The following is a 22,041-nucleotide window of genomic DNA, read 5'->3' on the forward strand; positions in this document are numbered from 1 at the left end:
TTATTCGTGCCCTGTTATCTGCGGCACTTCCTGTCCCGCGTTAAGCCGGACAACCCCATTGAGGAGCATCTATGGTTACGCTCGGTAAAGCAGAACTGATTCTGACCCATGGCAAATTTCATACCGTTGACCGCAGCAATCCGGTGGCAGAAGCGGTTGCGATTCGCGAGGGTAAGTTCGTTGCGGTAGGCACGCTGGCAGAGGCGATGGAGTTTCACTGCGACGGCACCAAAGTGGTCGATCTTAAGGGCCACACCGCCGTGCCGGGGCTGAACGATTCACATCTGCATCTGATTCGCGGGGGTCTGAACTACAACCTTGAACTGCGCTGGGAAGGCGTGCCATCGGTTGCCGATGCGCTACGAATGCTAAAAGAGCAGGCGCTGCGCACGCCATCACCGCAGTGGGTCCGCGTCGTCGGTGGCTGGACCGAGTTCCAGTTTGCCGAGCGCCGGATGCCGACACTGGACGAGATCAACGAAGCGGCACCCGACACGCCAGTCTTCGTGCTGCACCTGTATGACCGCGCCCTGCTCAACCGCGCCGCTCTGAAAGTGGTTGGCTACACCAAAGAGACGCCGAACCCGCCGGGCGGTGAAATCCAGCGCGACAGCAACGGCAATCCCACCGGCCTGCTGATCGCCCGTCCCAATGCGATGATCCTCTACGCGACCCTGGCGAAAGGACCGAAACTGCCGCTGGAACAGCAGGTCAACTCGACCCGCCAGTTTATGCGCGAGCTGAACCGTCTGGGCCTGACCAGCGCCATCGATGCGGGCGGTGGCTTCCAGAACTATCCCGAAGATTACGAAGTGATTGCTGAGCTGCATCAGAAAAAGCAGATGACGCTGCGCATCGCCTACAACCTCTTCACTCAGCGTCCGGGTCATGAACTGGAAGACTTTGAGAAGTGGACGGATATGCTGACGCCAGGCCAGGGCAGCGACTATTTCCGTCACAACGGTGCAGGCGAAATGCTCGTCTTCTCGGCGGCTGACTTCGAAGATTTCCTGGAGCCGCGTCCGGACTTAGCGCCTGGCATGGAAGATGAGCTGGAACGCGTGGTGCGTCATCTGGTTGAGCATCGCTGGCCTTTCCGTCTGCATGCGACCTATGACGAGTCGATTAGCCGGATGCTGGATGTGTTCGAAAAAGTGAATCGTGATATTCCGTTCAATGGCCTGCACTGGTTCTTCGACCATGCGGAAACCATCACTCAGCGCAATATCGATCGAATTAAAGCGCTGGGCGGTGGTATTGCCGTGCAGCATCGCATGGCGTTCCAGGGTGAATACTTTGCTGAGCGCTACGGCATCGAAGCCACCCGCCACACCCCGCCGGTTCAGAAAATGCTGGAGACCGGCGTTCCGGTGGGACTCGGCACCGATGCGACCCGCGTCGCCAGCTACAACCCCTGGACCGCGCTCTACTGGCTGGTTTCCGGCCGCACCGTGGGCGGCATGCAGATGTATGATGTCAGTGCCCGCCTCGATCGCGAAACGGCGCTGATGCTCTGGACCCAGGGCAGCGCCTGGTTCTCCAGCGAACAGGGTAAAAAAGGTCAGATTAAGGTAGGCCAGCTGGCGGATCTGGCGGTGCTGAGCAAAGACTTTTTCAGCGTCACGGAAGAGGAAATTAAAGGCATCGAGTCGGTGCTGACCGTGGTGGATGGCAACATCGTCTATGCCGCTGGTTCGTTCAGCGCGGATGCACCGCCCGCTATTCCGGTCCTGCCTGAGTGGTCGCCGGTGGTAAATGTGCCGGGTCACTATCGCAGCGCCCCGCCGGTTGCGCAGAGCCGTGCAGGCATGATGCCCGCCGTGCACCACTGCAGCGGCCCGTGCGGTGTTCATCGCCACTCGCATGAGATCGCCCGTGGCTCCAGCGTGCCGGTCGCCGAAGATAACGCCTTCTGGGGCGCGCTCGGCTGCAGCTGCTTCGCGTTTTAATCATGAATAACGCTATCGCTCTTTCGCCCCGCATCAACGCGGGGCTGTTCTTCCTGCGCCTGACCGGCAGCCTGCTGCTATTACAGGTGCATGGGCTGCCGAAAATTCTGCATTTCAGCGAAGAACTGACGCGCATCGAAGACCCCTTCGGGATGGGACCGATGATGAGCCTGTTGCCAGCCATCCTGGCGGAAGTCATCTGCCCGATCTTTATTATTCTCGGCTGGGGAAGCCGGATTGCCTGCCTGCCGATCATTGCGGTGCTGCTGGTTGCGATGCTGGTCGTGCATCCTGGCTGGTCACTGGCGGAGGGTCAGTTCGGCTGGCTGCTGCTGATTATCTTTACCACGCTGGCGCTGACCGGGCCTGGCGGCTGGCGCATCGGCGCGGCAAAACCTCAGGGGAGACGTTATGGCACAGGTTAATGATATCCACCAGCTGGAGCAGGAGCTGCCCGAGGCGAGGCCCGCTACTGAGGTTTCGCCGCTACAGCCGCTGCGCCAGCCGGTGTTCCGCATGCTGTGGATTGCCACCGTGGTCTCCAACATCGGTTCATGGATGAATGATGTCGGCGTGAACTGGACCATGCTGACGTTGAGTGCCGATCCACTGGCCGTGGCGCTGGTGCAGGCAGCCAGCAGCCTGCCGATGTTTCTGTTCGCGCTGCCCTCCGGCGTGATGGCCGATATCGTCGACCGCCGTAAATATCTGCTCTTTTCCCAACTGTGGACCTTTACTGCCGCCGCCGGGCTGACCGTGCTCGCCTGGACCGGGCATGTGACACCCGAAGTGCTGCTTTGCGCGGCCTTTTTGCTCAGCGCGGGTGCGGCAATGAGTTCGCCACCCTTCCAGGCGATCGTGCCGGATCTGGTGACTAAACAGGAACTTGGTCCAGCCATTGCCCTTAACTCGCTCGGCATTAATATCAGTCGCGCCATCGGACCGGCGCTGGGCGGACTGATCCTGTCGTTTACCGGCCCCTGGATGGTCTTCCTGCTCAATGCCTTGTCGGTGCTGGGCGTCACCTGGGTGCTTTGGCGCTGGAAAGCCGAGCCGAGCGTGCAGCGACTCCCGCCCGAGCATTTCTTCCCGGCGGTGCGGGCCGGTCTGCGCTACGTTCACGCAGCACCGGTATTGCGTAACGTGCTGGTGCGGACCTTCTCATTCTTCCTGTTTGGCAGCGCGGGCTGGGCATTGCTGCCGCTGGTGGCACGCCGTGAGCTAGGCCTTGGCCCAGGCGGCTACGGCATCATGCTGGCCTGCATCGGCGTCGGCGCGATTACCGGTGCGGTGCTGCTGCCGCGTCTGCGTCGTCGCCTTAGCTCCGATCGCCTGATGGTGATCGCCAGTCTCCTCTTCGCCCTGACCATGCTGGCGCTGGCCTTTGTGCGGCACTTCTGGGTGCTGAATGCGTTTGAGTTCTTCACCGGCTTTGCCTGGATCGCGGTGCTGTCGACGCTGAATCTTGGCGCACAGCGCAGCGCCGCAAAGTGGGTGAAAGCCCGTGCGCTGGCGGTCTATCTGACGGTGTTCTTTGGATCGATGACCGCAGGCAGCGCCCTCTGGGGACAGCTCGCCTCGCACTTCGGCATTCCGCTCTCACTGTGCATCGCCGCGCTGGGCATGGTGCTGGCCAGCAGCACCGTCTGGCGCTGGCGGCTTGATCAGGATCCCGATCTGAATCTCGATATGATCGGCGATGGCGTTAATGCGCCGGCACTGGATATCCGTCACGAACGCGGCCCGGTGATGGTGAATTACGAATACCGGATTAATATTGATGATGCACATGCCTTTACTGTCTGCATGCAGGATATGCGGCGTGTCAGACGTCGTGGTGGCGCCATTAACTGGTCACTGTATGAGGATATCCTGCAGCCCGGCATTTTCGTTGAGACGTTTGTGGTTGGCTCCTGGGTCGAACATCTGCGTCAGAAAGAGCGCTACACCATCAACGACAAAAAGATAGAGCGGCGGGTTTTCGCTTTTCATCAGGGTGAAAATCATCCCGAAGTTCGCTATCTGGTGGCGCCAGTTTGACTGGCACACCTTCTTTTCATTCATCACGTCATACAGAGGGCAATACCATGAGCACCTTTAAAACGACCGACGGTACACAGATCTACTTCAAAGACTGGGGCACCGGTAAGCCTGTTTTGTTCAGCCACGGCTGGCCGCTGGATGCCGACATGTGGGACAGCCAGATGAACTTCCTGGCCGACAACGGCTATCGGGTTATTGCATTTGACCGTCGTGGTTTTGGCCGCTCTGATCAGCCCTGGACCGGGAACAACTACGATACCTTTGCTTCTGACATCAGCGACCTGATCACCCATCTCGACCTGCAGAACGTGACGCTGGTGGGCTTCTCCATGGGTGGCGGCGACGTCACGCGCTACATCGGCAGCTATGGCAGCGATCGCGTTGGGGCGCTGGTGCTGCTGGGTGCCGTTACGCCTATCTTTGGTAAGACGGCAGACTACCCACAGGGTGTCGATATGTCGGTGTTCGAAGGCATTCGGGATGGCCTGCTCAAGGATCGCGCGCAGTTTATTAAAGAGTTCGCAACGCCATTCTATGGCACTAATGCTGGACAGACCGTCTCCGATGGCGTGATGACGCAGACGCTGAACATCGCGCTGCTGGCCTCGCTCAAGAGCACCGTGGATTGTGTCACCGCCTTCGCAGAGACCGATTTCCGTGCCGACGTAGCGAAAGTGAATGTGCCGACTCTGGTGATTCATGGCAGCAACGACCAGATCGTGCCGTTTGAAACCACCGGCAAAGTGGCGGCGGAGATGATTGAAGGTGCGGAACTCAAGGTCTATGACAATGCGCCGCATGGTTTCGCGGTAACGCATCAGGATCAACTGAATCAGGATCTGCTGACGTTCCTTAACGCGCAGTAATGCAAAAAAACTGCGCGGTGGAAGCCGCGCAGTTTTCGCTTTAACGGGTTGGATGATTCACTTCATGCGGACGCAGATCGAATAACAGCACCTCCGCTCCGTCACCATGACTGAACGACAACGTTTTCTCATTGCGAACCCGCGCGCCATCTCCGGCATTAAACTGCAGGCCATTGACTCTGACACTGCCGCGCGCCACATGAATATAGGCGTAGCGATCGTCCGGGAGAGTGATGGTATACTGCTCATCGCCCTGGAACAGACCCGCATAGATGCGAATATCCTGACGCACCCGTAATGCCCCGTTTTCACCTTCCGGCGAAATAATCAGCCGCAGATTACCGCGTTTATCCGCTTCGCTGACGGAGATCTGCTGGTAGCCCGGCGGAGTATTTTTCTCTGCCGGTACCACCCAGATTTGCAGGAAATGCACACCCTCGGTGCCCGAGTGGTTGAACTCGCTGTGGGTCACGCCACTACCCGCACTCATCAGCTGCACATCGCCGGGGACAATCACCGAGCCGGTGCCCATCGAGTCTTTATGCTCCAGCGCGCCTTCCAGTACATAAGAGATAATCTCCATGTTGCTGTGCGGATGGGCACCAAAACCACGTCCTTTGGCGACCCGATCATCGTTGATCACCAGCAGGTCGGAGAAGCCCGCCTGTTTCGGATCCCAGTAGTTTGCAAAAGAGAAGGTGTGACGTGAATTCAGCCAGCCGTGATCGCCCACACCGCGTTGTTCTGACAATCTTTGCTCAATCATATTCTGCCCCTTCGTTGATTCGGGAAGTGCGAATGCCCTTCGATGGAAACAGCATATAAGTAAACCTGACAGCCACACAATGGCGTAAAATGGCAATCACTGTCGCGTTTTAGTGGACAATATGGGCGTAGTTATTCGGAGGAAAGGATGACGGGTGACGTATTCAGCTGCTGGCTCTCACCACCAGCTCACCCTGCATGATCACGCATTGCGGCGGCGCGTCGGGCCGGGCAATTTTTTGCAGCACCAGTTCACAGGCCCGACGGCCAATCTCCTTTGAGGGCTGAGCCAGCGTGGTCAGCGGCGGAGAGACCATGCTCGCCAGTTCGCTGCCGTCAAAGCCCACCACGGCGATGTCCTGAGGGATCCGCAGGCCCGCCTGCTGAATCGCCGCCATCGCCCCGGCGGCCAGCGTATCGGACACCGCAAACACCGCGTCAGGCCGTCTCTCAGCGACCAGCAACCGATCCATCGCCGCTTTACCGGCGCTGAAACTCAGATCACTGGCATACGCGATGGCCTGCCAGCTCAGTTGCTGTTCACTGAGCTGAGCGATGTAGCCCTGCTGGCGCAGACGGGCATAACGGTAGCTGAGGTCATGATTGATCAGCGCGATGCGCTGTCGTCCCTGCCCGGCCAGATAGCGCACCACGCACTGCGCAGCGGCTTCATCATCAATGCCGACACAGGAAATCTGACCGTTATCATCATGTTCGGCACACTGAACCCAGGGTGCCGCGCCTATCAGCTGACTCAATTCCGGCAGCTTGCTGAAGGCATCCATGGTGATGATGCCATCCACCATCTTGCCGGAGAGCAGTTGCAGGCTGGATCGTGAACGGGCGATATCCGCGCCCGAGTTACACAACAGGATGCGATAGCCGTTTTTCTCCGCCTGCTCCTCAATGCCTTTAACCACTTCGGCGCAGAACGGGTTGGAGATATCAGAAACCAGCACCAGAATCATTGAGCTGCGTGCCGTGCGCAACTGGCGCGCCAGCAGGTTGGGCTGATAGTGGCTCTCTTCTATTGCGGCGAGGACTTTCTGCCGGTTAGCCGGTTTTACGCTATCGCTGTTATTCAGCACCCGGGAAACCGTGGCGACTGAGACGCCCGCCATCCGCGCGATTTTCTGAACTGACATAAGATCCCTCTGTTTTTAACCTGTGCCACGCCAGCGTCAGGCGTCGCGATCCAGACCCAGCTGAAGACGCACCGATGGGCCATTCTCTGCCAGAGCAAAGTCATCAAAGGCGCGATCAGACACCGGAATAATGTGCCGCCGAATAAACTCTGCGCCTTCACGCGCCCCGGTCTCGCCATCCTTCAGGCAGCATTCCCATTCCAGCACCGCCCAGCCTTCATAGTCATACTGCGCCAGCTTGCTGAAAATGCGGCTGAAGTCGATCTGACCATCGCCCGGCGAGCGAAACCGTCCGGCACGTGCCAGCCACGGCTGATAGCCGCCATAGACGCCGCTGCGCCCGTTGAGCTGATACTCCGCATCCTTAACGTGAAAGGCTTTAATTCGCGAATGATAGAGGACGATGAATTGCAGATAGTCGATGTGTTGCAGCAGGAGATGACTGGGATCGAACAGAATATTGCAGCGCGGATGGTGATTCACCTCCGCCAGAAAACGCTCAAACGTGACACCGTCATGCAGGTCTTCGCCGGGATGTATCTCATAACAGAGGTCAACGCCGTGATGGTCAAACACCTCCAGCACCGGCAGCCAGCGCCGCGCCAGCTCGGCAAACGCCGCCTCAAACAGCGCTTCATGATGCGGCGGCCAGGGGTAAAACCAGGGCCAGGCGAGCGAGCCGGAAAAGGTAGCGTGTGCCCGCAGGCCCAGCTTCTCAGAGGCTGCCGCCGCCTGCTTCAGCGTGGCAATAGCCCAGTCGGTGCGTCGGGCAGGATCGCCGCGCAACGCCGCTGGGGCAAAGTTATCAAACGCGAGGTCATAGGCCGGGTTCACCGCAACCAGTTGCCCTTCAAGATGGGTGGAAAGCTCGCTAATCTCCAGTCCGAAACCGGCCAGTACGCCCCGCACCTCGTCGCAGTAGGTCTGGCTCACTGCCGCCTTTTCAAGGTCGAAAATAGCGGGCTGGTGACACGGAATCTGTAGCGCCCGGTATCCCAGCCCCGCGGCCCACTCAGCCAGACCCGCCAGCGAGTTAAACGGCGGCTGCGTAGTGATGAACTGTGACAGGAAGATGCCTGGACCTTTAACTGTTTTCATCATTAACTCCGGTGTTCCGATACCGCCTAATCACGGTATTTGAACGAGAAGAAGAAGATAATCGCAATCAGTGCAGCGGCAACCGCAGGGAACCACCAGAAGATTGCCCAGCTCTGCGCGCTGGCGTGACCAGCGACCAGATGGTTGTAGAGCGCGCCGGAAATTTGCGATCCCAGCAGCATGCCGATGCCGTAGGTAAACATCACCACCATGCTCTGTGCCTGGCCTTTCACCTTTTCACCGGCGATCCGATCGGTGTAGATAAATCCCACCACGAAGAAGAAGTCGTAACAGATGCCATGCAGGAGGATGCCGAGATAAATCAGCGTGCGCGTCTCATCGCTCATACCCATCGCGAACAGCGCATAGCGAACGAACCACGCCGTCATCCCAATCAGCAGCATGGTTTTGACGCCAAGGCGACGAAACAGCAGCGGGATGATCAGCATGAAGGCAATTTCAGACATCTGACCCAGCGACATTAGCGAGCTGACGTCCCGGATACCGGCATCCGCCAGCCAGGAGGCAGTAAAGGCGTAATAGGTGCCGAGCGGAATGGAGATTAACGTGGCGCACAGGGCGAAAACCATGAAATGACGCTGTCGCAACAGCGCGAAGGCATCAGCGCAGAAGAGATCGCGAACTTTTAACGGTAAACCTTTGGCTGGCGCGGGCGTATGCGGTAGCGTCAGGCTGTATATCGCCAGCAGTACCGAGCAGAGCGCCGCCAGCTGGAACACTGCCACGCTGTCAGCAATGCCGGTCACGCCGATAAAGATCCCCGCCACGATCCAGCCGATGGTGCCGAAGACTCTGACGATCGGGAAACTTTTCTCACTGCTGGTGAGGCTGTGAAAGGCGATGTTATTTGAGAGCGCCAGCGTCGGCATAAAGCAGAGCGTATAACCAAATAACAGGGCGATCAGCAGTGCGCCGTTCTCTGCGATCAGCGCCTGGGGCACGAACCAGAGAATCGCTGCGCCCGCCAGGTTCATCACCGCCATCACTTTCTGCGAGGGAAAGAAACGATCCACCAGCATGCCGAGCACAAACGGCGAGAGAATTGAGGCAATCGGCCCGGCTGAAAACGCATCGCCAATCAGCAACGGCATATTGTGTCGGGTCATCACCAGCCCCAGCGTTACCGACCAGCTGCCCCAGATGAAGAACTGCATAAACATCATCAGGGACAGGCGCGGCACCAGCAACTTATGCTGCACCCGCTGGCCCGCACTCTCCTGCACCGTTGCAATCATGGGAACCTCACAAATAAGTAATCGATTACTTTATTATGGTTCGAAAGTAATCGATTACCGTCAGCCGTTCTCTTACCGCGATCACAAATTATTAACTCAGCGTTATCATTATTGCAGCGACCAGGCAAAACCGGGTCCTGAGATCAGCTGGTGGCGTTAACCACCCGCGCTTTCCGGAAGCGGTAGCGCTCATAGAGCACCGAATAGAGGCCGCCAATCACCACCAGAACCGCACCGATTACCGTGGTGGAGGTCGGCAGATTACCGAGCAGCAGATACCCCACCGCGACTGACCAGATGAGCGTGGTGTAGTCGAACGGCGCCAGCAGAGAGGCTTCGGCATAACGCAGACTCAGGGTCATCAGAATCTGGGTGATACCGCCCAGCAGTCCGCATCCCACCAGTAACGCCAGCTGATTGCCGTGCGGCACTTTCCACCCGCCCACCAGAGTGACCAGCGAGGTTAATGCCGTGGTGACAGCAAACCAGAAGGCGATAGCACCCGGCTTCTCTTTGCCGTTAAGAAAGCGGATCTGCACCAGCGCGCAGGCGGTACATAAGGCCGCCATCAGCGCCAGCAGAATGCCCGCCGATGCGGAGAGCGAGAATGACGCCGACTGCGTCAGCGAGAGATGCCCGGAGAACATCACCAGAATGCCGCTGAAACCGGTAAAGACCGCAACCCAGCGATGGTGCCGGACTTTTTCACGCAGCAGTAATGCCGCCAGCAGCACGGTAAACAGCGGCGCGGCATAGTTAATCGCGGTGGCGTCGGTCAGGGAAATATAGAGCAGCGACAGATAGCTGAAATAGAGACCGCCGGTTCCGGCCAGCCCGCGCACAAAATGCCCGCGAATATTTCGGGTGCGGATGCCATCCAGCACGCTGCCCTGAAAGCGCAGCCAGATGAGCAGCGGGACCAGTGCCAGCAACGAGCGGAAAAATATCACTTCGCCGACCGGTATTGCGCCATCCAGTCCTTTTACACAGGCCAGCATCAGCGTGGAACTCAACGCAGCTGTGATCTTCATCGCTATGCCAGCGGACGCATTCATACGGTTTTTTTCTCAAGGGGGAAAATACGCAGGGTTATCAGCACACTCAGCCTTCATACTGGCACAAAGCGATAAGGTAATCTGCCGCGATCGGGCAGCAGACGGCATTTTATCTTTTTTTGTCGCCGCATCACGGCATGAACAGGCATGTGGGTCCGCTCCCCGACTGATACACTCAGCCTTCTGCCCTGCTCTATGGGCCGCATCTCTTAAGGAACGGGAGTCATCGATGTCCACGCTGCGTTTACTGTTATCTGAATCTAACGATCCCTGGTTTAATCTGGCGGTTGAAGAGTGCATTTTCCGGCAGATGCCCGCCACCCAGCGGGTGCTGTTTTTATGGCGTAATGCGGAGACGGTGGTGATCGGGCGAGCGCAGAATCCGTGGAAAGAGTGCAACACCCGGCGCATGGCGGAAGATGGCATCCGGCTGGCGCGTCGCAGCAGCGGCGGTGGCGCGGTGTTTCACGACCTCGGCAACTGCTGTTTTACCTTTATGGCCGGCAAGCCGGAGTACGATAAAAGTATCTCGACCGCCATTATCCTGCGTGCGCTGAACGCGCTGGGTATTCCTGCCGAAGCGTCCGGGCGTAACGATTTAGTGGTCAACACCGCTGAGGGACTGCGTAAAATCTCCGGTTCCGCGTATCGTGAAACACCCGATCGCGGTTTTCATCACGGCACTATTCTGATGGATGCCGATCTCTCCCGGCTGGCGGACTACCTCAACCCTGATGTGAAAAAATTGCAGGCGAAAGGAATTACCTCGGTGCGCGCCAGGGTAACCAATCTGGCAGAGTTAACGCCGGGTATCCGTTATCAGGCAATCTGTTCCGCGGTAACGGACGCATTTTTCAACCATTACGGTGAGCGTTGTGAGCCTGAGGTGATTTCGCCCGAAGCCCTGCCCGACCTGCCTGGTTTTAAAGAGCAGTTTGCGCGGCAGAGTAGCTGGGAGTGGAATTTCGGTCAGGCACCTGACTTCTCGCACCTGCTGGACCAGCGTTTTGTCTGGGGCGGTGTGGAGATTCACTTCGATGTGGAGCGCGGCGTGATCACCCGCTGTCAGATTTTCAGCGACAGCCTCAATCCCGCACCGCTCGAAGCGCTGGCGCAGCGGATGCAGAAGGTCACTTACCGGCCGGATGCACTGGAGCCGGTGCTGAATCAGCTGGTTATGGATTTCCCGGCGCAACAGGTGGAACTGACAGAGTTACAGCAGTGGCTGATCGCCAGCGTGCGCTAACGTTTTACTGGCCCGCGCACACATGTGTTGCGGGCAACCCGCACTGCGCCAGCGTTTCGCAAATCACAAACGCAAAAAACCCGCACAAGGCGGGTTTTTATTAATTATCAATTTCAGGCTTATCTGCTCAGGCTGGTGCCTTTATCGCGGTTATAAGCATCATTGATAACTATGGCTTACATAGGGACTACGTTTGCCGCTGAAGGACCTTTAGCGCCGTTTTCAATAGTGAATTCGACCTGCTGGCCTTCGTCCAGAGTTTTATAATCGTTGCTCTGGATTGCAGAGAAATGTACGAATACATCTTTGCTGCCGTCCTGAGGAGAGATAAAACCAAAACCTTTACCAGCGTCAAACCATTTTACTAAACCAGTCATTTTATTAGACATCGATAATTCCTTAATTTATGAGCCACTAAGTGGCGAAGATGGCCTGTCTTTCAGAAGGTAACTTACCAGGCTTTTAGGAGGAGACTCATGAATAAGGGTATCTTGTGATATCGCTTGCACTGAGGACTGCTTTACTAAAACTGCTTTGATAAGGTCTGTGTTCCAAACCGATGACGCTATTAAGCCAGACCTTACCGACTTTAGCAAACATTATTTTAATTTACTTTTAACATCCAGACGTCCGGACCGCCTTTGTTGATTTTTCAAGCCTTTTGAAATTTTCGCTCGCGCAGAATGATAATTTTCATTAAACGGTCAGCCAGTAAAAAGCCCTGTACTTAATCACTGCTGAAAAATAACACGTCGACGCTGTGCGCATTAAGCGCAGCGATAATCGGTATCGCTGCGCCCTCTTCTCTTATATCGGGTCTTATATCAGGCCAGCTGCGCCTGCTGACGGGCGGCATGGCGCGCCGTCATCACAAACACCATCAGACCGGCAACACCCAGCGCAACGCCGACCCAGGCGGTGGAGATCCAGCCATAGCCCAGCGACACGGTGAGGCCACCCAGATAAGCGCCCATCGCATTAGCGATGTTCAGCGCCGAATGGTTCATCGCGGCCGCCAGGGTCTGCGAATCATTGGCGACATCCATCAGGCGAATCTGCAGGGACGGCAGCAGCACCGAGCAGGTGCCAATCAGGAAGGTCGCCAGCAGTCCGGTTGCCACATGCTGAACCAGCACCGGGAAGGCCAGCATCACCAGCACATTCCATAACAGCGTCCAGCCAATAATATTCAGCACCGAACCATCAGCCAGACGGCCACCCACCAGATTGCCGATGATCATGCCCAGCCCGAACGCCACCATGGCCCACGGGATCAGCGAGGGAGCGATGCCCGCAATGTTAATCAGCGTCGGTGCGATATAGCTGAAGATCGCGAACATCCCGCCAAAGCCTACCGCGCCCACCAGCAGGGTCAGCAGCACCTGCGGGTTTTTCAGCGCGCCCAGTTCACGCAGCGGATGCGCATTCACATCACCCGGCGTATAAGGCACATAACGGCCAATCAGCAGGCAGGTCAGCAGTCCAATTGCGCCGACAAAGGTGAATACGACGTGCCAGCTGAATAGCTGCCCTATCCAGGAGCCCAGCGGCACGCCAATCAGCGTCGCGACCGTCAGTCCCAGCATCAGTGACGCCAGCGCACGGCCTCGCCGTTCAATCGGCACCAGTGATGCCGCCACCAGCGAAGCCACACCAAAATAGGCACCGTGCGGTAATCCCGTAAGAAAACGCGCCACGAGCAGGCCGTGATAGCCATCGGCCATCGCGCTGGCGACATTCCCGATGCTGAACAGCGCCATCAGGATCAGCAGCAGTGATTTACGCGCCATCCTTGCCGCCAGTACCGCAATAAATGGCGCACCCACCACCACGCCCAGCGCATAACTGGCGATAGCGTTCCCCGCCTGCGGTTCAGTGATTGCCAGAGAGCGTGACACATCCGGCAGCAGGCCCATCATGATGAACTCACCGGTGCCGATGCCAAAGCCGCCCAGTGCAAGGGCCAGTAATGCCCAGCGGACAAAACCGGCATCGTCGGTTTTATGATCTTTTCTTAACAAAATTGATTCCCAATGGCCTGAACTGAAAAAACGGAAGTGATCCGGGAGGGAGAAAGCAGAATGTGTTCCCATCCGGATGAAGCGGGCAGACTATAGAAAGGAAGAAGGCGCTAAGCAACCCATTTTGTGATCTGGCGCACACTGAAGGGTGCGCTAGCGCGGGCTTTCGCCCGTGCAGCGTGTGAGCCGATCGCATTGTGCCACTTCACATACCGGAGAGGTTATCCATGTCTGTGGCAGGAATGTCTGCTTAACTCATCGGTCAGCGCTTCTTTACTGAACCGGACATTGAACAGGAACCAGCAGATGACGACCAGAGTTATTCTTCTTACCGGAGCCAGCGGGCGAATAGGCCGGACGTTCTTCGCAGCCAGCCAGAATCACTACCGTTTTATCCTGACCGATCTGCGGGAGCCGGACTACGCGATCCCTGCCCCCCATCGTTTTATCGTGGCGGACCTGTCACAACCGGATACGGCGGCGACGTTGCTGGCCGAAGAGCCTGTCGATACCGTTATCCACCTTGCCGGTATTCCTGATGCGCAGGCCAGTTTCGACGATCTGCTGCCCGCGAATATTCTTTCCACCACCTGGTTACTCAAGGCAGCAGCGGAACATCGCTGTCGTCGTCTGGTGTTTGCCAGCAGCGCGCAGACAATTGAGGGCTATCCGAAAGATGTGCAGATCCATCCCGGTATGGCGGTCTCTCCCGCAAATCTTTACGGCGTCACCAAATGTTATGGTGAAGCACTCTGCGCTTTCTATGCCAGCCAGCATGGCCTGAGCAGCGTGGCGCTGAGAATCGGGGCGTTTGAACCAGAACTGGATAACAGCCAGCATAATGCGCGGGATTACAGCGCCTGGCTGAGTCCGGATGATGCCGTCAGATTGCTGACCGGCGCAGTCGAGGCAGAGAAGATTTCCTTCTTTATAGGTTACGGCATTTCCGATAACCGCTTTAAACGCTTTGATCTGACTCAGACGCGTGAGGTGCTGGGCTATACGCCGTCTGATAATGCCTTCAGGGACTTTACGCCGGGTGAGCTGGATTATTAAACCGTGACTTCACGCTTAAGATTAATGCCCCCTGAGACCTGCCTCAGGCTTAGCTGGTTTAAAAGGCGGTTGCCTGCTCTAACTTATTGCTGAGAATGGTTTCAGGCTTTTCGGGGAATAGTATGGAACGGCAGTGTTATATCCCAGGAGTCCTTTGTGCCGGACGTACGGCACCCTTTAGCATTAGTAGCATCCCGACACCGATTTCCATGGCTTTTTTTTATACAGTCTGGACCTTACGAAGTTTCATTATCCATAACAGACAGCCAAGCAACGAGAAAGCGATACCGAGATAGACAGCAATGTAAATATTCTCTGCTTGCGGTTTTACAGAGCCAAGCAGGCCCCCAAAGATTGCTACCCCCAGCGCTGACCCTGTTTGCCGGCTGGCGTTAAGTACGCCTGAAGCAAGCCCGGCTTGCTCCCTGCCTGTTGAGTTCATGGCTGCGGCTGTAACCACAGGTGTGATGATTCCGGCAGCAAGACCGAGAGGCGGAAAGCAAAGCGCGATCTGCCAGTAAGGGGTATTTCCTCCTAATATCGTTAATCCTGTAAATCCTACAGCATAGAGTAAGCAGCATCCTGCTATCAGCCATAACGGAGTAAGCAGGCTGTTGAGTTTTCCAGCGCTAAAGCTGCCCAGCGTGACCAGCAGGGTCAACGGAAGAAAAGCAAGACCGGTGTCCAGTGATGACCAGCCACGCACGGTCCCGAAATAGAGGCTTAGCATAAAAAACAGCCCATAAAACACCAATCCTGAAATAAGCGAGACGATGACTGAGGCCGAAAAAATGGCAATGCTAAACAACTTCATCGGCAGCATCGGCTGACTGACTGCGCGCTCCGTCAGAATGAAAAATCCCCATGCCATGGCCGCCACCAGCACTCCTCCGTATATCCAGGGATCACGCCATCCCCGGTGGAGGCCTTCAATCAACACGGCAACAGACGTTCCGATTGCGATAATGGCCATTAATTGTCCTGCAAAATCCATCGTTCTTTTTCCAGTAGTGATTTTTATTGCAGGAATCCGCATCGCCAGTACAACTCCGAACACTGCGATGGGAACATTAACCAGGAAGATGCCACGCCAGCCTGTTAAATGGATTAACACGCCTCCCAATAACGGGCCGGCAGCCATTGCAATCCCACCACATCCAGACCAGATACCTATGGCTTTAGCTCGCTGTTGAGGCTTCGGAAACTCAGCGTTAATCAAAGCCAGAGAAGCAGGAACCAGTAAGGCAGCCCCAATTCCCTGCAGTATCCTTGAGAAAATCATAAAGGGTAATATCGATGAAATACCGCATCCTAGTGAAGCAAGAGCAAAGAGCAGCAGGCCTGTCAGATAAACATTTTTAGCCCCCAGTTTATCGCTCAAAGCACCTCCGCTCAGAAGCAGGCAGGCGAAGGTAACGGTATAAGAACTGATTACCCACTGAAGTCCGCTAATGGAAGGGTGGAACGCTGTGGCTAACGCCGAAAGTGCAACATTCACAATCGATGTATCAAGAATTACGATGATGTAACTGACACTGGTAGCCGCTAACAACCATTTTTGAGCTGAAGAAATATTATTCATTAGTGGGTTTTGGTGTGTGTAGAAAGGATTAATTGACTATACATTTCGTTAGCAAAATAATGATTCGAGCCGTATCGAACTTTAAACTCCCCTGAACAACACGGACTTCACTTTGAAGGGTGAAAAATGAATCAGTTTCACATTTCAGTCGTAGCTCATCTCATCGCAGAGCCGGTGCGTTCGTTAATGCTGATTAACCTTTCAGGGGGTGAAGTACTTTCAGCTGGCGCTCTGGCCAGGGCCGCCAATATTACCGCCCAGACAGCCAGCTTCCACCTCGCAAAACTGCGTGATGGTGGCTTGATCACCGTTGAGTCGGTTGGCCGCCATCGTTATTACCGCCTGACCGGACCACATATTTCCCAGCTACTGGAAAATCTTGCCTCGATCGGGCCAGTTACTTCTCAGTGGCAGACAACACCAAGCAGAGCAGCTAAAGAACTGCGTTTTGCACGCTGTTGTTACGATCATTTAGCCGGACAAGTAGGGGTAGCGATTACTCAAGGGATGCTTAACCGCGGATTTATTGCCATTGGAGAAGGTCAGCACTATGTGCTAACAGATTTGGGCCGTCGCTGGACTGAGCAGCAAGGAATTGAAATCTGTCCAGAACAGGCAGAAAACAGCCGAATGTGCCTGGACTGGACTGAACGTCAATATCATCTTTCTGGCCCATTGGGTTCTGCTCTGCTGGAGGCTTTTATCGGCTGGAGGTGGATGAGCCGCTCGGGGAAATCAAGGGTGTTAAAAATCACCGCATGTGGCTGGAAAGCCTTCTCACACCATTTCGGAATTCACCAGCAACAAGGCGATCTAACAGCAGACTAAGGTTTTCCTCGTTCTGTTAATATGGATTGCTGCTAAGGTGCACCATCCTGCCAGGGATGGTTTTGAGACATAACCCCCCTCTTCCGCTATACCGCTATCAAAAGCGTCAGTAGTGAGTGTGATAATGACCCTAAGGAAAAGTGACGGGTGCACTCTGCCCCAGTGGTGGTTGTTAATCACCACGTCATGTCAGATACAGGAATCGAGCCACTCAGTGCGTGCCGGTACTCACCCTTCGGCCAATGTCTTTCAGCTGTGAATATTTCTCCAGCAGCTGCGGGCCATCGTCCAGGCTCATGGCAAACATCCACATATAGGTCATCACCGAATAGATGTGACCGGCATCGGTGCCGCCACGATTCGACATTACCGCGATGGTGACAGCAAACAGCAGAGCCGCCACGCTACCAATCGCCAGATAACCACACGCTTCCCGATCTGAGAGGCGGATCCGCAGGCTGGCCAGTACGCCATAGTGACGGCCAAGTGACGCGGCGTTCGCGTTGCTGACAAAGCTCACCTCTTTCTCCAGCCGGTTATTCAGGCGACCAAACAGCGCGTCGTTTTTGCGGGTAAATCCCGGCAGGAAACAGGCGAAGAACAGCAGGATCGCCAGGCAGCCTGCGCCGGTCCAGAACTCGATAGCCAGCAGCATCACGGCGGCACCGGTCATCGACGCCAGCGAGGTGATCAGCACTGGCAGATGCTTCTCGAAAAAGTCGACAAACTCCCGTGACAACGCCACCCGTGCGGCAATGGTAGATGCGCTGTGGTTTTCACTGCGCTGCGCCACGATCACCGGCACGGCCAGCTCAGCATAGATGCGGGCAAAGGTGCGGGTATCCACGCTGCGTCGTGCCGCGCCGATGGCCCACATGGTAAAGACCATCGCGGCATAGAGCACCGCATGCCAGGTTCTGCCGGAGATGATCGCATTGATCGCGAAGCCGGCCAGCAGTGGATAAAGCAGATACATGACATTCTCCGCCACCACCAGCAGTAGCGTGAGGCACAGCTTGCGGCTATGGCGACGGCCGAGCTTTTTTAATGTCAGAATAGCGCTGCGGGGCGCCGCAACAGGAAGGATCGTTTTTGAGGAATGCATAGTTTCTGTTTCTGATATAGTGATTCTTGAGCGGCTGCTCAAGTACGAAAAGCAGTCTATTTGAGCAATTGCTCAAAGTCAACGCAGCACTTATCGGGAGAGTGATGAAAGAGTCAGCTGAAGCACTGAGAACCAAAATACTGGATGCGGCGATCGTGCTATTTATTGAGAAAGGGATCGAAAAAGTGACCACCCGGGAACTCACAGAATCGGTGGGCATCTCACGCAGTCATATCTACCACTATTTCAGCAACTGGCAGACACTCTGTCTGGCCGCGCTGGAGCGCTTTATGCGCGTGGATTTCGAAACGTTTGCTGAATCTCTGACCACACTCACGCCCCGCCAGCGGTTGCTGACTCTGTTTGAAAGCCATCTGCCGAGCGCGCCGGATGCCACCTGGCAACTGTACGCCTCGTTCTGGCAGACGGCGGCGCATAATGAAGCCTATGCCGCGCTGGCCGATGAGATGACGGATACGTGGCAGAGTCTGATGGAGGGGATAATTCGTGACGGCGTCACGGATGGAACCCTGCGCTGCGCTGATGTGCCGCGCACAGCCAGGCAGATCAGCGCGATGCTCAACGGCTATGCTGACCTGCTGACCATCAATCCTTCCGAAAAGAAAGCGCGTGAGGCACTGGCAGACTTAAATCAGTTTATTGATATTGTCCTGTCATAAAACCGATTCACCGGTTTATTAACGACACGGCAACGACAGGATATTAATTAAATGTTAACGGAAGGTTTATTATTTTAATTAGTCTGCGCTTTTTGCCCCCAATAAATGCTGCTTCGGCAATTAAACAGACTTATGCTTTTTCTGTCTGAGAAGCCCCTTTTTTGATAGCGTTTTTCGCCGGAAACAGCTATTTACACAGATTATTATCATTGACTTAGCGCATCTCAGGCCGGGTAAGCTGGTGTTTTTACGCCACTTATTAACAACAGGCTTCAGAAGCCGTCATAATGTATACGGTCACAATCCCACCAAATGATTGATTCCTATAGCAAAGAATCAGTTTTCTGCCGATGAAATTAAACGTTGAGTCGGACCTTAAAAACACCTATATTGGCCGCGCTTTAGACACCGACCCCCATTTAATTCATTTATTCAACTGTGACGCTACGCCCGTCCCGGTTGTAGGAGAGATATGATGACGGATAAAGTCCGTATTGATAGTTTGAATGCACAGAACGTAAACGCAACCAATGAAACCTATTTAGCCCGTCAGGCTGAATTTGAATCAAACGTTCGCAGTTATCCTCGCAAATTGCCATTCGCGATTGCGAAAGCTCAGGGTGTCTGGATCACCGACGTCGAGAATAATCAGTATCTCGACTGTCTTGCAGGTGCAGGAACGCTGGCACTGGGACATAACCATCCCGATGTTCTGCAGAGTATTCAACATGTCATTACCAGCGGCTTGCCGTTACATACTCTTGATTTAACTACGCCGTTAAAGGATGAGTTCTCTGAGTACCTGCTCTCCTTATTACCGGGCCAGGGCAAAGAGTACTGCCTGCAGTTCACCGGCCCGTCCGGCGCAGATGCCGTTGAAGCGGCACTGAAACTGGCGAAAAAGCACACCGGCCGCTCCGGTATCATCAGCTTCTCGGGTGCCTATCACGGTATGACCCACGGCGCGCTGTCGGTCACCGGCAACCTGTCTCCGAAAGAAGCGGTTGACGGCATGATGCCGGAAGTGCAGTTCATGCCTTATCCGCACCTCTATCGCTGCCCGCTGGGCATTGGTGGTGAAGCGGGCGTGAAAGCGCTGACTTACTACTTCGAAAACCTGATCAACGACGTTGAAAGCGGCGTTCGCAAACCAGCAGCAGTGATTCTGGAAGCGGTTCAGGGCGAAGGCGGTGTAAACCCGGCTCCGGCTGAGTGGCTGCAGCGCATCCGTAAAGTGACCAAAGAGCATGGCATTCTGCTGATCATCGACGAAGTCCAGGCGGGTATTGCCCGTACCGGTAAATTCTTCGCCTTTGAGCACGCGGGTATCGAGCCAGACATCATCGTGATGTCCAAAGCAGTGGGTGGCGGTCTGCCACTGGCGGTATTGGGCATCAAGAAAGAGTTCGACGCCTGGTCTCCGGGTCACCACACCGGCACCTTCCGGGGTAACCAGCTGGCAATGGCCACCGGTCTGACCACGCTGAAACTGCTGAAAAATAACAACATCGCAGACAAAGTCGCGGCACAGGGCGAATGGCTGAAAGGCAAACTGGGCGAGTTGCAGCAGCGCTACCCGGTTATCGGCAACGTGCGCGGTCTGGGTCTGATGATCGGTATTGAGCTGGTGAAACCCGACGAAGCCGCTGACCACATGGGCAGCTTCCCGGCAGACGGCGAGCTTTCTGCGCTGGTTCAGAAAAAATGTTTCGAAAACGGCCTGATTCTGGAGCGTGGCGGACGTCACGGCAGCGTATTACGTCTGCTGCCTTCCCTGCTGATCACGGATGCAGAACTTGACGTGTTCATGGATAAATTTGAAAACGCCCTGCTATCAGCTGGCGTGAAACCAGTTTGAGTGGAGTGAATGCAATGTCCCGGTTAAACCCGATTCTGGCGGCCTCAGCACAGAGTACCGAGGCCTACCAGCAGGCGATTGCCCAGAGTAGCGCGGCCGTCGTTAAGTGGCTGGAACAACCTGAGATGTATCAGGGAAAAACCGTCGCAGAACTGCGCGAGCGCATCAAGCTGGACTTCAATCCTCAGGGCCTGGGCAACCAGGCCGCGATTGAACGCGCCATTGAGTACTTCCTGAAAGACAGCCTGTCGGTGCATCACCCGCAGTGTGTGGCGCACCTGCACTGTCCGAGCCTGGTTATCAGCCAGGCGGCGGAAGTGCTGATCAACGCCACCAACCAGAGCATGGATTCATGGGATCAGGCACCGTCTGCCACCCTGATTGAGATGAAACTGATTGAGTGGCTGCGTACCCAGGTCGGTTATCAGCCTGGCGATGCGGGTGTCTTCACCAGCGGCGGCACCCAGAGCAACCTGATGGGTCTGATGCTGGCGCGTGACGCCTGGTTTGCCCGTCAGGGACATTCTGTTCAGCAGGATGGCTTAACCGGCGATCTGAAGAAGATCAAAGTTTTCTGCTCAGAAAACGCGCACTTCTCCGTACAGAAGAACATGGCGCTGCTGGGCCTGGGTTATCAGTCCGTTACGCAGGTGAAATGCGATAGCTTTGCCCGCATGGACATGGATGACCTGCGCCACAAGCTGGCCGCCTCCAAAGCTAACGGCGAAAACATTCTGGCGATTGTTGCCACGGCCGGTACCACCGATGCGGGTGCAATCGATCCGCTGCGTGAAATCGCGGCGCTGGCGGCAGAAGAGAATATCTGGGTGCACGTCGATGCGGCCTGGGGCGGCGCACTGCTGCTCTCAGAGAAGTATCGTGACTATCTGGATGGCATTGAGCTGGTCGATTCCATTACCCTGGACTTCCACAAGCAGTTCTTCCAGACCATCAGTTGTGGCGCTTTCCTCCTGAAGGAAGCCCGTCACTATGAGCTGATGCGCTACCAGGCGGCGTACCTTAACTCAGAATTCGATGAAGCCCAGGGCGTGCCAAATCTGGTGTCCAAATCGCTGCAGACCACCCGCCGTTTTGATGCACTGAAACTGTGGATGGGTCTGGAAGCGCTGGGTCAGAAGCAGTATGCCGAAATCATCGATCACGGTGTAACACTGGCGCAGCAGGTTGCACAGTATGTGGATGAGCAGCCTGCACTGGAGCTGGTCATGAAACCGCAGCTGGCCAGCGTGCTGTTCCGCTATCGTCCGGCGCATCTGGCGCACCTCAGCAGTGCGGATATCGCCCTGCTGAACCAGCGTATCGGTGACGCGCTGCTGGAGTCAGGCCGCGCTAACGTCGGCGTGACCGAGCATGATGGCGTGACCTGCCTGAAGATGACCCTGCTGAACCCGACGGTGACGCTGGAAGATATTCAGGTGTTGCTGACGCTGGTAGAAACCACGGCTCAGAAACTGGTGTAATTTCACT

Annotated in this window: 19 protein-coding genes; 10 read left to right on the plus strand and 9 right to left on the minus strand. The window is 55.8% G+C overall.

From position 1 onward, the window contains the following. The first annotated feature begins 71 nt into the window (after positions 1-71). From ACN1CO_RS15190 to ACN1CO_RS15205, 4 genes are read left to right on the plus strand one after another with little or no spacing between them, the layout of a single operon-like run. Positions 72-1,949 carry an amidohydrolase gene (locus ACN1CO_RS15190; RefSeq protein WP_419139652.1) on the plus strand — a complete coding sequence of 626 codons (1,878 nt, stop codon included), beginning with the start codon at positions 72-74 and terminating at the stop codon, positions 1,947-1,949. Positions 1,950-1,951: 2 nt separating this feature from the next. Next, a complete protein-coding gene (locus tag ACN1CO_RS15195) occupies positions 1,952-2,374 on the plus strand; it encodes a DoxX family protein (protein WP_419139653.1) in 423 nt (140 codons plus the stop codon). Then, entirely contained in the window at positions 2,361-3,989 is a 1,629-nt protein-coding gene (locus ACN1CO_RS15200; RefSeq protein ID WP_419139654.1) for an MFS transporter, read from the plus strand. The genes ACN1CO_RS15195 and ACN1CO_RS15200 overlap by 14 nt, the downstream gene beginning before the upstream one ends. A 47-nt stretch (positions 3,990-4,036) precedes the next feature. Then, positions 4,037-4,858 carry an alpha/beta fold hydrolase gene (locus tag ACN1CO_RS15205; protein ID WP_419139655.1) on the plus strand — a complete coding sequence of 274 codons (822 nt, stop codon included), beginning with the start codon at positions 4,037-4,039 and terminating at the stop codon, positions 4,856-4,858. Positions 4,859-4,898: 40 nt separating this feature from the next. Here the strand turns inward: ACN1CO_RS15205 and ACN1CO_RS15210 are convergent, their stop codons facing one another. The 5 genes from ACN1CO_RS15210 to ACN1CO_RS15230 form a co-directional block, all read right to left on the minus strand. After that, positions 4,899-5,624, minus strand: a complete 726-nt coding sequence (locus ACN1CO_RS15210; RefSeq protein ID WP_419139656.1) for a pirin family protein — start codon at positions 5,622-5,624, stop codon at positions 4,899-4,901. Between the two features lie 163 nt (positions 5,625-5,787). Continuing rightward, positions 5,788-6,768, minus strand: a complete 981-nt coding sequence (locus ACN1CO_RS15215; RefSeq protein ID WP_419139657.1) for a LacI family DNA-binding transcriptional regulator — start codon at positions 6,766-6,768, stop codon at positions 5,788-5,790. Positions 6,769-6,804: 36 nt separating this feature from the next. Then, a complete protein-coding gene (locus ACN1CO_RS15220; RefSeq protein WP_419139983.1) occupies positions 6,805-7,866 on the minus strand; it encodes a sugar phosphate isomerase/epimerase family protein in 1,062 nt (353 codons plus the stop codon). Between the two features lie 26 nt (positions 7,867-7,892). Then, on the minus strand, positions 7,893-9,122 hold the full coding sequence (locus ACN1CO_RS15225; protein ID WP_419139658.1) for an MFS transporter: 1,230 nt from the start codon (positions 9,120-9,122) through the stop codon (positions 7,893-7,895). Between the two features lie 143 nt (positions 9,123-9,265). Continuing rightward, the gene (locus ACN1CO_RS15230; protein WP_419139659.1) at positions 9,266-10,177 is read right to left on the minus strand and encodes a DMT family transporter; all 912 of its coding nucleotides are present in this window, start codon (positions 10,175-10,177) and stop codon (positions 9,266-9,268) included. A 229-nt stretch (positions 10,178-10,406) separates the two neighbouring features. On the opposite strand from ACN1CO_RS15230, the gene ACN1CO_RS15235 reads away from it, so the two are divergent. Continuing rightward, complete coding sequence (locus ACN1CO_RS15235) at positions 10,407-11,423, plus strand: lipoate--protein ligase A (protein WP_419139660.1); 1,017 nt, start codon at positions 10,407-10,409, stop codon at positions 11,421-11,423. Positions 11,424-11,599: 176 nt separating this feature from the next. Here ACN1CO_RS15235 and cspA read toward each other — a convergent pair whose 3' ends face one another. Both cspA and ACN1CO_RS15245 read right to left on the minus strand, forming a co-directional pair. Further along, positions 11,600-11,812, minus strand: a complete 213-nt coding sequence (cspA, locus tag ACN1CO_RS15240; RefSeq protein ID WP_003855207.1) for an RNA chaperone/antiterminator CspA — start codon at positions 11,810-11,812, stop codon at positions 11,600-11,602. A 435-nt stretch (positions 11,813-12,247) separates the two neighbouring features. Continuing rightward, complete coding sequence (locus ACN1CO_RS15245) at positions 12,248-13,444, minus strand: MFS transporter (protein ID WP_419139661.1); 1,197 nt, start codon at positions 13,442-13,444, stop codon at positions 12,248-12,250. A 306-nt stretch (positions 13,445-13,750) separates the two neighbouring features. Between ACN1CO_RS15245 and ACN1CO_RS15250 the strand changes: the two genes are divergently transcribed. Next, a complete protein-coding gene (locus tag ACN1CO_RS15250) occupies positions 13,751-14,500 on the plus strand; it encodes an NAD-dependent epimerase/dehydratase family protein (protein WP_419139662.1) in 750 nt (249 codons plus the stop codon). Positions 14,501-14,720: 220 nt separating this feature from the next. Here the strand turns inward: ACN1CO_RS15250 and ACN1CO_RS15255 are convergent, their stop codons facing one another. Beyond that, entirely contained in the window at positions 14,721-16,082 is a 1,362-nt protein-coding gene (locus tag ACN1CO_RS15255) for an MFS transporter (RefSeq protein ID WP_419139663.1), read from the minus strand. Between the two features lie 126 nt (positions 16,083-16,208). Between ACN1CO_RS15255 and ACN1CO_RS15260 the strand changes: the two genes are divergently transcribed. Continuing rightward, a complete protein-coding gene (locus tag ACN1CO_RS15260) occupies positions 16,209-16,910 on the plus strand; it encodes an ArsR/SmtB family transcription factor (protein ID WP_419139664.1) in 702 nt (233 codons plus the stop codon). A gap of 211 nt (positions 16,911-17,121) precedes the next feature. Here the strand turns inward: ACN1CO_RS15260 and ACN1CO_RS15265 are convergent, their stop codons facing one another. Beyond that, positions 17,122-18,015, minus strand: coding sequence for an ABC transporter six-transmembrane domain-containing protein (locus ACN1CO_RS15265; protein ID WP_419139665.1), 894 nt, complete (start codon positions 18,013-18,015; stop codon positions 17,122-17,124). A 104-nt stretch (positions 18,016-18,119) separates the two neighbouring features. On the opposite strand from ACN1CO_RS15265, the gene ACN1CO_RS15270 reads away from it, so the two are divergent. From ACN1CO_RS15270 to ACN1CO_RS15280, 3 genes are all read left to right on the plus strand, one after another. Then, positions 18,120-18,695 carry a TetR/AcrR family transcriptional regulator gene (locus ACN1CO_RS15270; protein ID WP_419139666.1) on the plus strand — a complete coding sequence of 192 codons (576 nt, stop codon included), beginning with the start codon at positions 18,120-18,122 and terminating at the stop codon, positions 18,693-18,695. Positions 18,696-19,167: 472 nt separating this feature from the next. Beyond that, positions 19,168-20,553, plus strand: a complete 1,386-nt coding sequence (locus ACN1CO_RS15275) for a diaminobutyrate--2-oxoglutarate transaminase (RefSeq protein ID WP_419139667.1) — start codon at positions 19,168-19,170, stop codon at positions 20,551-20,553. 14 nt (positions 20,554-20,567) lie between these two features. Then, on the plus strand, positions 20,568-22,034 hold the full coding sequence (locus ACN1CO_RS15280; RefSeq protein ID WP_419139668.1) for a pyridoxal phosphate-dependent decarboxylase family protein: 1,467 nt from the start codon (positions 20,568-20,570) through the stop codon (positions 22,032-22,034). The last annotated feature ends 7 nt before the right edge of the window (positions 22,035-22,041 follow it).

It is taken from the genome of Pantoea sp. R13S299 (assembly GCF_048515925.1).
Classification (GTDB): domain Bacteria; phylum Pseudomonadota; class Gammaproteobacteria; order Enterobacterales; family Enterobacteriaceae; genus Pantoea.

Coding starts and splice junctions, on each gene's coding strand:
- ACN1CO_RS15190 (WP_419139652.1), top strand. CDS start 72: ATGGTTACGCTCGGTAAAGCAGAACTGATTCTGACCCATGGCAAATTT.
- ACN1CO_RS15195 (WP_419139653.1), top strand. CDS start 1,952: ATGAATAACGCTATCGCTCTTTCGCCCCGCATCAACGCGGGGCTGTTC.
- ACN1CO_RS15200 (WP_419139654.1), top strand. CDS start 2,361: ATGGCACAGGTTAATGATATCCACCAGCTGGAGCAGGAGCTGCCCGAG.
- ACN1CO_RS15205 (WP_419139655.1), top strand. CDS start 4,037: ATGAGCACCTTTAAAACGACCGACGGTACACAGATCTACTTCAAAGAC.
- ACN1CO_RS15210 (WP_419139656.1), bottom strand. CDS start 5,624: ATGATTGAGCAAAGATTGTCAGAACAACGCGGTGTGGGCGATCACGGC.
- ACN1CO_RS15215 (WP_419139657.1), bottom strand. CDS start 6,768: ATGTCAGTTCAGAAAATCGCGCGGATGGCGGGCGTCTCAGTCGCCACG.
- ACN1CO_RS15220 (WP_419139983.1), bottom strand. CDS start 7,866: ATGAAAACAGTTAAAGGTCCAGGCATCTTCCTGTCACAGTTCATCACT.
- ACN1CO_RS15225 (WP_419139658.1), bottom strand. CDS start 9,122: ATGATTGCAACGGTGCAGGAGAGTGCGGGCCAGCGGGTGCAGCATAAG.
- ACN1CO_RS15230 (WP_419139659.1), bottom strand. CDS start 10,177: ATGAATGCGTCCGCTGGCATAGCGATGAAGATCACAGCTGCGTTGAGT.
- ACN1CO_RS15235 (WP_419139660.1), top strand. CDS start 10,407: ATGTCCACGCTGCGTTTACTGTTATCTGAATCTAACGATCCCTGGTTT.
- cspA (WP_003855207.1), bottom strand. CDS start 11,812: ATGTCTAATAAAATGACTGGTTTAGTAAAATGGTTTGACGCTGGTAAA.
- ACN1CO_RS15250 (WP_419139662.1), top strand. CDS start 13,751: ATGACGACCAGAGTTATTCTTCTTACCGGAGCCAGCGGGCGAATAGGC.
- ACN1CO_RS15255 (WP_419139663.1), bottom strand. CDS start 16,082: ATGAATAATATTTCTTCAGCTCAAAAATGGTTGTTAGCGGCTACCAGT.
- ACN1CO_RS15260 (WP_419139664.1), top strand. CDS start 16,209: ATGAATCAGTTTCACATTTCAGTCGTAGCTCATCTCATCGCAGAGCCG.
- ACN1CO_RS15265 (WP_419139665.1), bottom strand. CDS start 18,015: ATGCATTCCTCAAAAACGATCCTTCCTGTTGCGGCGCCCCGCAGCGCT.
- ACN1CO_RS15270 (WP_419139666.1), top strand. CDS start 18,120: ATGAAAGAGTCAGCTGAAGCACTGAGAACCAAAATACTGGATGCGGCG.
- ACN1CO_RS15275 (WP_419139667.1), top strand. CDS start 19,168: ATGATGACGGATAAAGTCCGTATTGATAGTTTGAATGCACAGAACGTA.
- ACN1CO_RS15280 (WP_419139668.1), top strand. CDS start 20,568: ATGTCCCGGTTAAACCCGATTCTGGCGGCCTCAGCACAGAGTACCGAG.